Annotated in this window: 13 protein-coding genes; 5 read left to right on the forward strand and 8 right to left on the reverse strand. The window is 38.7% G+C overall.

Going from position 1 to position 14,618, the window contains the following annotated elements; all coding sequences use genetic code 11:
- Positions 1–66: 66 nt before the first annotated feature.
- Positions 67–1,017 carry a YitT family protein gene (locus AAA071_RS04945; protein WP_156697263.1) on the reverse strand — a complete coding sequence of 317 codons (951 nt, stop codon included), beginning with the start codon at positions 1,015–1,017 and terminating at the stop codon, positions 67–69.
- Positions 1,018–1,222: 205 nt separating this feature from the next.
- On the opposite strand from AAA071_RS04945, the gene ispE reads away from it, so the two are divergent.
- From ispE to AAA071_RS04965, 4 genes are all read left to right on the forward strand, one after another.
- Positions 1,223–2,119 carry a 4-(cytidine 5'-diphospho)-2-C-methyl-D-erythritol kinase gene (ispE, locus tag AAA071_RS04950; RefSeq protein WP_227065187.1) on the forward strand — a complete coding sequence of 299 codons (897 nt, stop codon included), beginning with the start codon at positions 1,223–1,225 and terminating at the stop codon, positions 2,117–2,119.
- The gene (locus AAA071_RS04955) at positions 2,116–2,808 is read left to right on the forward strand and encodes a GntR family transcriptional regulator (RefSeq protein WP_004697535.1); all 693 of its coding nucleotides are present in this window, start codon (positions 2,116–2,118) and stop codon (positions 2,806–2,808) included. Before ispE ends, AAA071_RS04955 begins: the two co-directional genes overlap by 4 nt.
- Before the next feature lie 138 nt (positions 2,809–2,946).
- Positions 2,947–4,407, forward strand: coding sequence for an alanine/glycine:cation symporter family protein (locus tag AAA071_RS04960; RefSeq protein WP_021148542.1), 1,461 nt, complete (start codon positions 2,947–2,949; stop codon positions 4,405–4,407).
- A gap of 359 nt (positions 4,408–4,766) precedes the next feature.
- Positions 4,767–6,023, forward strand: coding sequence for a Glu/Leu/Phe/Val family dehydrogenase (locus AAA071_RS04965; protein ID WP_008602423.1), 1,257 nt, complete (start codon positions 4,767–4,769; stop codon positions 6,021–6,023).
- Positions 6,024–6,164: 141 nt separating this feature from the next.
- On the opposite strand, the gene AAA071_RS04970 is transcribed toward AAA071_RS04965, so the two are convergent.
- The 7 genes from AAA071_RS04970 to AAA071_RS05000 form a co-directional block, all read right to left on the reverse strand.
- A complete protein-coding gene (locus AAA071_RS04970) occupies positions 6,165–6,656 on the reverse strand; it encodes a QueT transporter family protein (RefSeq protein ID WP_316581636.1) in 492 nt (163 codons plus the stop codon).
- 472 nt (positions 6,657–7,128) lie between these two features.
- The gene (gene queC / locus AAA071_RS04975; RefSeq protein ID WP_174892364.1) at positions 7,129–7,818 is read right to left on the reverse strand and encodes a 7-cyano-7-deazaguanine synthase QueC; all 690 of its coding nucleotides are present in this window, start codon (positions 7,816–7,818) and stop codon (positions 7,129–7,131) included.
- Between the two features lie 68 nt (positions 7,819–7,886).
- Complete coding sequence (locus AAA071_RS04980; protein WP_004695049.1) at positions 7,887–8,642, reverse strand: exodeoxyribonuclease III; 756 nt, start codon at positions 8,640–8,642, stop codon at positions 7,887–7,889.
- 137 nt (positions 8,643–8,779) lie between these two features.
- A complete protein-coding gene (locus tag AAA071_RS04985) occupies positions 8,780–9,007 on the reverse strand; it encodes a hypothetical protein (protein ID WP_004695048.1) in 228 nt (75 codons plus the stop codon).
- Positions 9,008–9,020: 13 nt separating this feature from the next.
- Complete coding sequence (locus AAA071_RS04990) at positions 9,021–9,839, reverse strand: sulfurtransferase (RefSeq protein WP_174892365.1); 819 nt, start codon at positions 9,837–9,839, stop codon at positions 9,021–9,023.
- Positions 9,840–10,025: 186 nt separating this feature from the next.
- Positions 10,026–10,430, reverse strand: coding sequence for a (deoxy)nucleoside triphosphate pyrophosphohydrolase (locus tag AAA071_RS04995; RefSeq protein ID WP_004695046.1), 405 nt, complete (start codon positions 10,428–10,430; stop codon positions 10,026–10,028).
- Between the two features lie 8 nt (positions 10,431–10,438).
- Positions 10,439–13,342, reverse strand: coding sequence for a DEAD/DEAH box helicase (locus AAA071_RS05000; protein WP_302682756.1), 2,904 nt, complete (start codon positions 13,340–13,342; stop codon positions 10,439–10,441).
- Positions 13,343–13,656: 314 nt separating this feature from the next.
- Between AAA071_RS05000 and AAA071_RS05005 the strand changes: the two genes are divergently transcribed.
- On the forward strand, positions 13,657–14,586 hold the full coding sequence (locus AAA071_RS05005) for a DUF3829 domain-containing protein (RefSeq protein WP_004695044.1): 930 nt from the start codon (positions 13,657–13,659) through the stop codon (positions 14,584–14,586).
- Positions 14,587–14,618: the final 32 nt, after the last annotated feature.

Here is a 14,618-nt window from a genome sequence, read left to right on the forward strand (position 1 = left end):
CATAAAATATTATATTTACGCATAATTAATATAAGATGACAACAGCCAGAGATTTATCATAATTCTTTATTTTAATTTGTTACAACTATTTTCATCTATTACAACATTATTGTTCGCTTCGGTAGTTATATCTTGTGATTTTAGCTGTTTAGATATTTCCGCAGGAACAATAGGTTGAGTAAAACCTTGACCGATAACCTCTTGGGCATCAGTAATCAAGATAAACACATTTGGGTCCGCTTCTTGAATAACCTCTTTCAATTTATTTACCTGCAGCAAGTTGACTGCAACCATCACAATTTGCTTAGGCGTCCGTGTATAGGCACCAATACCATTAATAATAGTGGCACCACGACCAACCTTATTGATAATACACTCACATACTTCATCGGTGCGATAGGTAATGATAAAAGCAACTTTACGTTGATTAAACCCGATTACCACCTTATTTGTAATAATAGTATACACATACACACTGATAAGAGTTACAGCTACCGCTTCAAGTCCAACAACGCCGACAGCAACTAAGAGGATGGCACAGTTGATAGCGCTATTAATGGACCCCATTTGAAGGCCATAATATTTGCGAACGATAAGTGCAATTGGATCAAGTCCCCCTGTATTACCACCTACACGGTAGACGATACCAAGCCCTAGTCCAGTTGTGATACCTGCCATCATAGAACTGAGTAGTGGATCCTTAATGATCATGTCATATTGCAAGAAACTAAACAGATCAATCATCCACGATAACATGAGCGTACCATACAAGGTATTAAGCACTACGCGTTTACCAAGCCACTTCCAAGCAGCCCAAAATATAGGGACGTTCAAAATAACGTTCCAAGAACCAACGGATAATCCCGTTAGATAATACAAAATCAACCCTACCCCACTAATACCAGTACTAACCAGTTTGTGAGGTAGTACAAAGGCATCTAAACCAGCACCAAAAATTGCACAACCAATAGCAACTATGACACATTGATAGACAACATCTTTATACTTGGCGAACATAGCTCCCTCCAAATTGCCATTTCACTATAAATATTCTATAATGAACTAATTAAAACATACGCTGTTTACAATGCTTTTAATAATCAAACAACAGGTATATACAAAATCATCATAAACCACTTAATGGTTATTTTCAATCACTTTATAACAGTATAAAATAAACATATAAACTGCATATATTTTGTACATTACAAACGAGGCTATTATGAGTAAAAGTTTTGAGCAACTCGGTTGCAGCAAAATTAATATTGGGCTTGCTATTACAGGCAAGCGTGACGATGGATACCACGACATCGATTCTATATTTCAATCGATTCGCCTTAGTGATTCTATTTATTTCGCTAAGCATCATTCCGTAGTATTTTCTGGTGGCGCTCCCGAATTGCCTGACTACATGCAAAAACTCGTAAGCTATGGAGAAGATAATCTCGCGCTCAAAGCGTTACGCGCCATACAGGCCTATACGGGTTGTAAAGCCGGTGCCGCCATCCACCTATTAAAACGCGTTCCTATTCAAGCGGGTCTTGGTGGCGGTAGTGCAGACGCAGCAGCCATGTTATTAGGTCTCAACCGCTTTTGGGACTTACGGCTCACACAAGAGGAACTTTTAAACATTGGTGCCTCACTAGGATCTGATGTGCCGTTCCTACTACAAGGTGGTACAGCTCGCGGAACTGGTCGTGGCGAAGTGTTAACCTATAGCCAATCGCCAGAAGCACATTGGCTATTACTAGTAAAGCCAAAGGTATCTATTTCTACAGCGATTGCTTATGGTCGCTTCAGTGGTAAATCTAATGCCACCGCAAAAACAATCGATACCGTTCTGAATCATCTTCAGAATAATGATTTACAATCTGCTTTCACTAGTAGCGCTAATACTTTCGAAGAATTATTATTCCCAGATCACGAAAAACTAGGAATATGTAAGGAGTTTTTCACTAGCCGTGGTTACCCAACCATCATGACAGGAAGCGGTCCTACGATGGTAGTATTACTTAACAAACCTATGGAAGCCTTACAATTACAAGAAGAGATTAAAGCAGCTGGTCATGATTGGCTGTCACTCATTACTAAAACATGTACACAGGAGGACTTAGTATGACAAAACGGTTACAACCTATACGACTCGATGCGTATAAACCACTAAGAGAAGTGGTAAGTGAAACATTGCGTCAAGCCATCCAAGATGGGGTGTTAAAACCTGGGGAGCGCCTCATGGAAATTCCCCTTGCCGAAGAGTTAGGTGTAAGTCGTACCCCCATTCGTGAAGCCATACGTAAACTTGAACTAGAAGGCTTTGTCGTTATGGTGCCTCGCCGCGGCACCTACGTTGCCAACATCTCTTTGAAGGATATCACGCAAGTATTTGAAATCCGTTCTGCCCTGGAAGAACTTGCGGCAGGCCTTGCAGCAGAACGCATTACAGAAGAGGAAATCGAAACGCTGGAGAGAATGCTTGTAGAAATCGGCGATCATATGGAAAACAAAAATATGGAATCCGTTGTGGCTGCGGACGTAGAATTCCACGAAGTCCTCTACCGCGCATCTCGTAATGAAAGATTGGCGGATATTGTTCACAATTTGCGAGAACAAACCTACCGCTTCCGTAGTTTTTCTATGAACCAACCAGGTCGTCTTAGAAAAACTTGGGAGGAACATCGTCAATTAGTGGAAGCCATTGCCTCTCACAATGCCGCACAAGCTCGTAAACTAGCTCGAATTCACATGGAACATTCTGAACAAACCTTGTTGCAAGGAATGGAAGAGTCACAAGAATTTACTAAGGCATAAAAAACATCCTACAAAATACTATATAAAGCAAAATCCTTCCTATTTGTGAAGGATTTTTGTTTTACATAGTCTATAGAAATTGATACAATATCATTGATTAGTATGAAATATGGATTTTTTATAAGAAAGGGAGTTTTTATGGAAGCAATGCTTAATGATGCTATATCCACCATAAACGGTTATTTATGGAGTTATTTCATCATTTTTATTCTTATCGGCGCAGGTCTCTTCTTTACGATGACAACGAATTTTGTACAAATTCGCATGATTAAAGAAATGATTCGCCTCGTAATTAACGGCGCAGGTAGCTCTACAGAAAAGAACCATGTATCCTCATTTCAAGCATTCTGTGTTAGTACCGCATCTCGTGTAGGTGTTGGTAACATCGCAGGTATAGCTATTGCCGTTGTACTTGGTGGCCCTGGTGCTATTTTCTGGATGTGGGTTATCGCACTCATCGGTGCTGCCACGGGCTTCATCGAATCTACATTAGCACAAATCTACAAAGAACCTGTTGCTAAGGGCGGTTTCTATGGCGGACCAGCTTACTATATTCGGTATGGTCTAAACAACAAGGCATTATCTGTTCTATTTGCTATTTTAATCAGTATTACCTATGGTTGGATTTACAATTCTGTACAAGCCAATACTTTGGCTGCATCTCTCCAGGTATTTAACCTTGATGTGTCCTATACAGGCGCTGTAGTAGCAGTCCTTCTTGGTATTATCATATTCGGTGGTATCAACCGCGTTGCAAAAGCATCTGAAATCATTGTTCCTATCATGGCGATTCTATACATTGCTACTGCATTATTTGTGGTAATTATGAATATCACCCAATTCCCACATGTAATCTATACTATTTTCGCCTCCGCATTTGAGCCTGTTGCAGCAGGTGGTGGCTTATTAGGTGCTACTGTTATGAATGGTATCAAACGGGGGCTCTTCTCTAACGAAGCCGGGGAAGGTTCTGTTCCAAACGCAGCCGCTACGGCAGCTGTTAACCACCCTGTAGAACAAGGTCTTGTACAAGCATTCGGCGTATTCCTTGATACATTCATCATTTGTACAGCTTCTGCTTTCATCGTACTCATCGTGGGTGATTACAGCACTACAGGTCTAACAGGCATTGCTCTTGTACAACATAATCTAGCTCAACAACTTGGTTCTTGGGCGCCTACAGCCGTAGCCATTTTCATCGTTATGTTCTCCTTTAGTTCCTTAATTGGTAACTATTACTACGGTGAAATCAATATCAGCCACTTAACAAATAAACGATTCTACCTACATTTGTTCCGTATTGGCGTAATTCTTATGACATTTGTTGGCTCTATTGCTTCACTAGATCTCGTATGGAATCTAGCCGATTTATTCATGGCTTTCTTAGTATTAACTAACGTAAGTTCCATCGTACGCATGGGGCGCACAGCAGGTCTTGCCCTTGACGACTATATCAAACAACGCAAAGCAGGTATTGAAACGCCTGTATTTAACCGTTCCATCCTAAATCACACATATGGCATCGTATGGTGGGGCGATGGTCAAACTACAGACTCCTCCGTACCTCCTACTCCGATTGAAGATACAGTGGAAAAATAAAATATATTGACCTATGAGGCTGGTGAAAGTATCTTTCACCAGTCTTTTTCGTATAATCTTTAAATTCGTATAATCTTTAAAATACTTTATTAATACATACAGATGGGTCTATATTCTTCGGAATATAGATTTTTATTTTTTGTAAAAGTATCCATTTTCATAGATAAGACTATCCTCCACCAAGAGATTTTAAAGTGACAGATATCACAGTAACCATCTATATTTTTCCTACTTTTAAAGGTTAAAAACTATAGAATATATTTATAAAAATATAAAGGGTATTCTATTTATAATGTCGAATACTTAAGTATGTGAAAAATTAGCACTAATTAATTTACTCTGTTATCCGGGAGGTAATTATGAGCGGTTATAACCCATATGAAAACATGTTAAACACATTAGACGTAGCAGCTGAAAAGCTCGGCTATACTCGTAGTGAATACGAAGTATTGCGTCACCCAGAACGGGAACTAAAAGTAGCGGTTCCTCTTCAATTAGATAATGGTGAAGTTCGAGTATACGAAGGCTATCGTTGCCAACATTCCACATTACGTGGTAGCGCTAAGGGCGGTCTTCGTTTCCATCCAGATTCCGACGAAAACGAAGTGCGTGCACTTGCGGCATGGATGACTATTAAAAACGCTATCGCTAACATTCCTTATGGCGGCGGTAAAGGGGGCATTAAAGTCGATCCAAAAACTTTAAACCCTCGTGAATTAGAACGCTTAACTCGTAACTTCGTACGCCGTATTGCACCTATCATTGGTGTTAATACTGACGTTCCTGCTCCAGACGTAAATACAAATGCTCAAATCATGAGCTGGATCGCTGACGAATACAGCACATTAAAAGGCGAATGGAGCCCAGGTATCGTTACTGGTAAACCAATCGAAGTTGGCGGTTCCTTAGGCCGTAATGAAGCAACTGGTCGCGGTTGTCTCATCGCATTGCAAAGCTATCTCGCTAAGAAAAACTTAGATATCAAAAACCTTACAGTTGCAGTTCAAGGCTTTGGTAACGTAGGCTCCGTAGGTGCTCGTCTCATTGCACAAGCAGGTGCAAAAGTTGTGGCTATCGGCGACGTAAGCGTTAACATCTACAATCCTAACGGTCTTGATGTTGAAAAAGCATACGAATATGCTAACTCCCATGGTCGTTCCCTCGAAGGTTACAGCGAACCAGGCATGACTACAATTGGACCTCAAGAGTTATTGGCTCAACCAGTTGATGTATTGTACATGGCGGCCCTTGAAAACCAATTAAACAAAGATAACATGGAAAATATCCAAGCTAAGATCATCTTGGAGGGCGCTAATGGCCCTACTACTAATGATGCGGATAAATACTTCTATGAAAAGGGCATCGATATCATTCCTGACGTGCTTGCCAACGGTGGTGGCGTAGTTGTATCCTACTATGAATGGGTACAAAACAAAGCTAGTTTCTACTGGACTGAAGAAGAGGTTAATGAAAGATTAACTAAGAATATGCAAAATAGCTTCGAAGCTGTTTGGGAAATGCAACATAAATATAATGTACCACCTCGTCAAGCAGCGTACATGGTTGCTCTTGAACGACTCGTAGTTGAAACTAAATGGCGTGGCTACAACTGTTAAACTCCTATACCTCCATACATGTTAGCCATGAAAAAGGCGTAAGCTCAATGTGAGCTTACGCCTTTTTATTTACCTAGATACATAATCAAAACATCTCTTGAGATTCAATTATTTACTTAGTTTTATCAATAAAACCACTTATTATTTAAAAGCACCTAACAAAGCAGCCACACTAGGACGGCTCATCAAAGCTTTCACCAATACAGAACCAAGAATCGCTGGAATAGTTTGACCCACGATAAGGTTCAATACTAATGGCCAGTACGGTAGGCCAAGTAATGGGCTGAGCCACAATGGCACACATAGTGCAGGCACAAAGACAATGGGAATCATTGCCCACCAAGCGCTGAGACCAAGCTTGCGCATCCCTACGATGATGCCTGTCGTTACTACACCGACACCAAAGCCCCCTACCATATCGAAGATACCAAGACCGCCGAATAGGAAGTTAGAAATGAGGTTGCCAATCCCCATGGGAATTACCAAGAACGGAAAGGCATAAGCAAGTGCATATAATGATGTTGCTATACGAATTTGATACGCCCCGAAAGAAACGCTTTGCGTTATATACAATACAACGATGTACAATGCCACAACCATGGCAGAAATAGTCAATTTGCGTGTAGAAATCATAACACTCACCTCCTCAAAATAAAAAAAAGCATGGCAAAACTACCATGCTTACAATGCTTATGAATTTCCGTAGTTTTGTTTAGAGACAGGATGGTTTCAAACTGTCTTATTTAGTTGTCGCCTTTAGGCAGTACTAATATATCATATATCTAATATTTTCGCAATTAATTGGGGTTAAGGCGGACTTGTATGATCATCTACGATTAGTATCAAGATTGTAAGGTGGGGGTGGTGGCAGATACCTTTCCTCATCGCTCCACTGGCGAACCGGTCATCGGCCTAGGGCCTTGACCTGCCAAAGTCGCTCTTTGAAAAGGTATCTGCCACCACTTCAAATTTAGCAACTCTACTTATACCCTAATACTAGTGACGTACAAGTCCGCCTTGAATTACATATACATGCTACTCTATTAGAATATATATAAAGTAGCCACCTAAAAGGCGACTACTTGTCTAAGCCAGTTTATGGGAATTATAGTGCTGGGTCTTCGACTCCGTTTGCGTGAAAGGCTTTGGCTCTGTCGATACAGGTGCCACAGTGTCCGCATGGTTTGTCTCCGCCTTCGTAGCAGGACCAGGTTAAGTGGTATGGTACTCCGAGGCGTAGGCCTTCTTTTACAATGGCAGCTTTGTTGGAGTTAATAAAAGGTGCTTCTAAGGAGCATTCTTTACCGGATCCTTCAAAGATAGCGTCGCCCATGGATTTGTAGAAGTGTTCTGTACAGTCAGGATAGGCATTACCCGCCGCATCATCACTGTGAGCACCGTAATAGATATAGCCGCAGTCTAGAGATAGTGCCAAGGATGCTGCCGCAGATAGGAATAGCCCATTTCTAAACGGTACATAAGTACTCACCGTACCTTCCCCTTCTGCATCTTGTTGTTCTTTGTAGGAACCTTGCGGAATGTCTTCACTAGATTGTACTAACAAGGAGCAGTTACTGAAGGCAAATAGCTTGGTAACATCCATCGTTTTACCTTCCATACCATAGTGCTCTAAAATAGCTATAGCAGCCTCTAATTCTTTACTATGTTTTTGACCATATTGAATCGATAAAGGCACCACATTATCTTTGCCAAATCGTTCAATGGCAAGGGCCAAACAAGTAGTACTATCTACGCCACCACTAAAAAGAACTACGGCCTTTTGTTTTTGAGCCATATTATCTCCTTTTCTATCACAACAGCCTCATCCGTAGATGAGGCTGTACTTTTACATTCACTAAAATTTTATAGATCAATAACCAATTCTACTGGACAGTGATCGGAGCCAAAGATTTGTTGATGAATCTTCGCTTCTTGGATTTTATCATCAAGACGTTTAGATGTGATGAAATAGTCAATTCTCCATCCTGTATTCCGTTCACGAGCTTTCCCCATATAGGACCACCAGCTGTATTGCTCAATAGCATCTGGATAGAGGTGACGGAATGTATCTGTAAAACCTGCCCCTAAGAGTTCTGTCATCTTTGCACGTTCTTCATCGGAGAAGCCCGCATTTTTACGGTTTGTCTTAGGATTTTTTAGGTCGATTTCTTGATGTGCTACATTGAGATCACCACATAGAATGACAGGCTTTTTCTTATCTAATTCAAGTAGATAATTACGGAATGCATCTTCCCAAGTCATGCGATAATCAAGGCGAGCTAATTCACGTTGGCTATTCGGTGTATAACAGCATACCAAATAGAAATTATCGTATTCAGCAGTGATAACACGACCCTCTTGATCGTGTTCTTCAATACCGATGCCATTAGTTACGGACAATGGCTTAATACGCGTGAATACAGCCGTGCCACTATAGCCTTTCTTAACTGCACTATTCCAATATTGCTCATACCCTGGCAACTCCAAAGAAATTTGATCGGGTTGCAATTTTGTTTCTTGCAGGCAGAAAATATCTGCATCTAATTCATTAAAGGATTCCATGAATCCCTTTGTTACAGCGGCGCGGAGGCCGTTTACATTCCAAGAAATTAATTTCAATTCTTACTCCTTTATAATACTTCGCATCAATCTAATACTATTCACCGTATTTAACTTGGTGAAAGTCTCTTTCACATAGAATATACATCAAGTTTTTGCTTACCGTAAGCTAATTTAAGGATTATATGTTAGCAATACTACTGCTTTTTATGTTTTTTAGCATGTCTTGCTTCGGCACGAGCCTTGCGGGCATTTTCATTTGCTTTAAGATCGCTTTCACGTTTCTCACGGAAATAGTTAGCCACCGCCGACAAGATAAGAATCACTAATACGGTTACATTAAACATACCCGGTCCGAAGGTATAGATGTGATAACACAAATAACCAAAGGCAACGACTGTTAATAATTGTTTTAATAGATTCATTCGCCCTCCTATGTTAGTTTAATGTTTCTACACCTGTGCTAAGAGGAAAACCTTCATACGTTACCCAGTCACTAGAACTACCAACATATAAAGCAGATTCAAGGCCTACTTCACTCATGGTTAACAACGCATTGCAGGCAGTCACACCAGACCCACAGTACGTTACAACTGGCCGATTTTGGTAGATTTCGTTGTAATACTCAGCCTCTAAATCTTTCAAGGATTTAGGACCATCTACGGTATAACCACTTTCATAAAAATGATTAACAGCCCCAGGAATATGTCCTGTCATGCCATCCATCGTATCCACTTGAGATCCATCATAACGGAATGGCGCACGAGCATCGATGATAACATGATCTCCGCTTTCACTAGCCTTGAGCACCTCATCGCGACTCATAACCATATCCGTTTGCAACTCATAGTTAAAAATAGACGGTTTAGCAGGTAACGGGGTCGGCTCTTTAGTTAGGAGATGGCCCTCTCGAACCCAGCGTTCAATACCACCAGATAAAACGCGTACATCTGTTAAGCCCATGTAACGTAACGTCCACCAAAGACGGCCCGCTAAGAATAGCCACGAATCATATACTACAACCTTTGAGTTACGAGTGATGCCATAAGACTCAAAGGTATGAGCTAACTGTTCCATATCTGGCAATGGATGACGTCCACCATGCTCGCCTAAAGGACCAGTCAAATCCTTGTCTAAATCTACCGCATAAGCCCCCTTAATATGGCCTTTTTTATAATCTTGATACCCTCTAGCATCTAAAACGATGACCTCATCGAGACAAGCTAATAATTCTTTAGGAGTGATAAAATTTGACATATTGTACTCCTTTCTTTGATTATATCGAAAAATACAAATCTTTTAATATTATTATATACGACTATAACCGAATATACAATTTATTTTGGTATAGTGAAAGTTATTTATTCTTGCCATGTAACAACTAGAGTAAACATAAAAAGCCCCTATCCTAGATAGGGACTTTTAGGTAATTCAATGTTAAGCTTATAAACGTCTATACATTTCATCTACCGCATCAATATCAGCAGGTAACCAATCTACAGAATATAAGGTTTCTTTAGATAGCCATTTAGCAGCTTCATGTTCTACTAAGGTAATATTAGAATCATTTTTCAACGAACATAAATAACAGTGCATTGTTAAATCAAATTTTTCATAACCGGTATATTCGATAGTAATAATATGCTCTTGAATATTAATATCAGCTTCTAGTTCTTCTTTGATTTCTCTAATAAGAGCTACTTCATGGGGTTCACCAGGTTCAATTTTGCCACCCGGAAATTCCCAACCATCTTTTAAATCACCATATCCACGCTGAGTTGCTAATATGGTATTATCCTTTTTTATAATAGCTGCTACAACTTCAATGTGTTTTCGTTGTTCACTCATAAATATCCTTATCCATTAACAATATAATCATAAATATCATCCCGTACAGGTACTTCGAGTACATATTCTAACTCTACCGCCGCAGTACCATTAACCATAGAAATTTCTTTAGCATTTTCCTGACCAGTAGAATGAATCGGTCCCAAATAATAAAACTCTTTAGACTCTTCATCATCCTTGTTTTTTCTCACAAATAAATGCATAGCAACACCTAGTTCATCAGCATTAAACGCGGTTTGTACATCATCAGAGGCAAAGGTTCTCTTATTTTTAGAAATAGCTTTTAGTAATCCTGGATTCTCAAATCTATCCTCGTATTTAATGGTATCTTGAATATCGTCGGCTTTATGGTAATTAATAAAAACGGGATATGTCTTTGTTTCTTTATGGAATTTATAGCCCCCAATGTTGAGAGGAACTTCGTTTTGAGGCCACTCTAATAATTGACACACCTGTTCATATGTATATTTTTCATATAATGCAAATGGTGTATTACTATAAATATTGTCTTTGTATTTTTCATTGAACTGCTTCAACCCATAAGCAATAAGCTCTTGAACTTGTTCCTTAAAATTATTATCCTCTAAAGCCTGTTTAAAGATTCGAGATATACCATAGCTACCATTGGAAAATTCAATAAATTCACTATCGGCAAATGTCTTTTGTGCTACTTGAACACCAAATTGATTTGTCATCATATTGATGAGATTAACACGTCCATATTCCGATAGATCTACATTGTAACTATCAAATAGCTCTTCGGAAACATAATTAATCACATCATCACGACCATCTAGTAACGCTTGCAATAATAGAAGCTCTCTTACACGCATCCCTGTCGTTAATTTCTGAGATATAAAATGTAGCATTCGCTCCTGAGCCGGTGTAAAGGATATATCATAATCCTTATCCTTAATCTTTATCAGGAAATGATGATAGGACTTAAATTTACTAAAAATTCTACTAACATCAATCGAACCATGATCAGCAAAATCAGAAATTTTAGGAATACGACCTAATTTGAAGCGTAAATTAAAATAGGCTTCTTTAATTAATTTCATATCGGAAAATCTTGCCGTATCAATAGATTCATAAATACGTTGTTTTGCAATTTTATCAAAATGTACAGTTGATGTACCTGGAATAATACGATTGCCAGCTTGTACATAACGACGCAATGTATCTTTGTTATAGCTCCTATCACCAGATAAGGCTAATGGAATCATAAAATTATTAGTATAATTTCCAATAAAATCCAAGATAACTACATATTCTTTATCTTCAAATTTACGAAGGCCACGTCCAAGTTGTTGAATAAAAATTATAGGGCTTTCAGTTTGACGTAGCATAATAACTTGATTAATTTCTGGAATATCAACACCTTCATTAAAGATATCTACGGTAAAGATATAATCCAATTGTAGGTCTGGACGCCCCTGATAATCACCGGTTCCCGTTAATCGAGCAATTGCTATTTCCCTAGTTACTTGGCTATCTTCACCAGTCAAACATACAGTGCGATAAACACCACGCTCATTAAAAGCATTAGACAGCTCTTTTGCCTCAACTCGATTACTACAAAATACTAAGCCCTTTACACGACTACCACTATGACCAAAATAGCGAATCTTTTCTACAATTTTATCTACCCGCTCTTTTGTAGACAAGTTTGAAAAGGATACCTCCATATCAGAAATATCTTCTTGATTATCTACCCATAAATCACTAATACCAAAATAATGAAATGGACATAATAAATCTTCTTCTAAAGCCTGTTGTAATCGAATTTCGTAAATAATATTATGGTCAAACAATTCATATAAATCATAACCATCTGTACGTTCCGGGCTAGCTGTCATTCCCAATAAAAATTGAGGATCAAAGTAATCAATGATGCGTTGGTAACTATCTGAACCTGCACGATGCACTTCGTCAATAATAATACAGTCAAATTCCTTTGGATCATACTGTTTCATTACATCATTACGACCCATCATTTGCATCGTAGAGAATACATGAGTCGCATTATAGTATTTAGCATTCCCAGAAACCAAACCAAATGTAATGGATGGATCATTATAAATCCGCTCAAAGCTAGCAATCGCTTGTTTTGCAATTTGTTCCCGATGTACTAAAAATAATATTCTTTTAGGCTTCATTTCTCTCATAGCAAAAGCCGCCGCATAGGTTTTGCCGGTACCCGTAGCAGAAATCAAAAGGCCTCTTTTAGCATTATTAGCCCTTAGTTCATTGAAGTTAGCAATAAACTGTTGTTGCATGGTATTAGGCTCTAGTTGACCCAAATCTATTTTTCTAAATTGCTCTGCTACAGTCTTTTGTGAAGCGCGCTCTGGCCGTACCCATCTTGGTTTATACCAAGGAATAAAATCTTCATAGGGAATAGAAAATTTTGAATTCCAATATAAGTCAAATTCTTCCGTAATTTCTCGAGCATAGGTATCACTGCAATGAGCTTCAGAGCGAGTATTCCATTCACGATTTTTCTTTAATGCATTAATAGTTAAATTAGAACTACCAACTATTATCTGATAAGATTCATCTTTTCTAAAAATGTAGCCTTTTGTATGGAATCCATGATCACTACCTTGCGTGGTACAATACACTTTTAACTCAATATTATTTAAACTTCCTAAATCTTCCAAAACTTGTGGACTATTAAAACCAAGATAATCTGTCGTTAACACACGACCTCGAACACCACGATCCTCTAATTCCTTTAAGATTGGCTTTAACGTCAACAAGCCTTCTGGGGTAATAAAAGCTACAGATATTAAAAACTCATCACAACTGCGTAATCCGTCCTCAATGGCAGATAACACATTACGCCCTTCCCCATTAGCAATAAGTTCCGAAGATGTAGCAAAATTGATTAAATGATTCGATTCTGACATAACGAACTCCCCATATAATGAATACTATACTTGCTATTATACCAGCCGCAGCTGCAACGTCTAGAGAGTATATAGTTTTACTTTTAAAAGTATATTTTTATAACAGCTTACAGCCTCATTCATCGTTTAATCGCTAATTATAAATATAAATACATGTCCAAATCTAACATTTTCATCTATTCCTTATAATTATCGTATCTATACGTCTTTTTTGCCACGTAAAGTTGTGATATAATGTAAATAATTACTCTTAGGACATTAGTCTGTCCAAATGGATCCAAAAGAGTTAGTGTGTTTTCAAGGAGCGTGCGCAGTTGAAAAAGGGGTACATCAAGTTAATAGCAGCCATTGTGCTTGGTGCTGCTATTATCGGTGGTGGGATCTATGGGGTGTATACACTCTTATCATCCAATACAACGACAATTTTATATCGATCAACCGTTGACGATAAAATCAACGCCATACGACCTTATATTGTTGCATTAGATGCATATAACTCATACAGTGTAGCCTATGCTAGCCAATTACAGCCAACTCTTGAAGAGTTGCGCAATGGGTCTCATAATACGACGATTACCTTACCTAAATATAAGGAACTTAAAGCTGCATTAGAGGTAGCAAAACAAGATAGTTCTACGCCCTACGAAGATGTAAACCAAGCAACAAATGATGTCCTCGTAGTACTTGATCAAATTATTCCTATTGCTGATCAGTTGCAATCTTACTATGTGGAACGTCGTTATGAAAAGGATAATTATAAAGGTAGCGATGAGCTAGCAGCTCAATATGTACCTTTAGCAGAACAGTTCTACGCTACATATAATGCATTAGACTTAGCTTTAGATAATCGTAATAATGAGCTTTATAACGAACGCATGACTGAGTATCAGGGAGAAAAACGGGAAAATGCGGTTAACTTTATAGAGATAAATCTCATAACAGCACAAACTATTGACCTTATTGATCCAGATGGGAATACAGACACCCAAAAGGTAGAATCAAACTTACAACAAATTACACAACGCCTCAATAAATTACAACCTGGTACTACACCAGAAGTACAAAATGCGGTAAGAGAGTATCAAGACTCAGTAAAAGAATTTGTTGCAGAAGCACGCAACTACATTATTATCAACTCATCTTATGGCGAAGCTTATACGCAATTATTTACCAAGTATAATAAAATGATTGGCAAGGCCAATGCAGTTAACATGGCAGACTTAGATGTAACAGAAAAAAAATAATATTTAGATAACACAAAGGACTAGCCCATGCG

This window comes from Veillonella parvula, from assembly GCF_040097785.1.
In the GTDB taxonomy this organism is placed as follows: domain Bacteria; phylum Bacillota; class Negativicutes; order Veillonellales; family Veillonellaceae; genus Veillonella; species Veillonella parvula_D.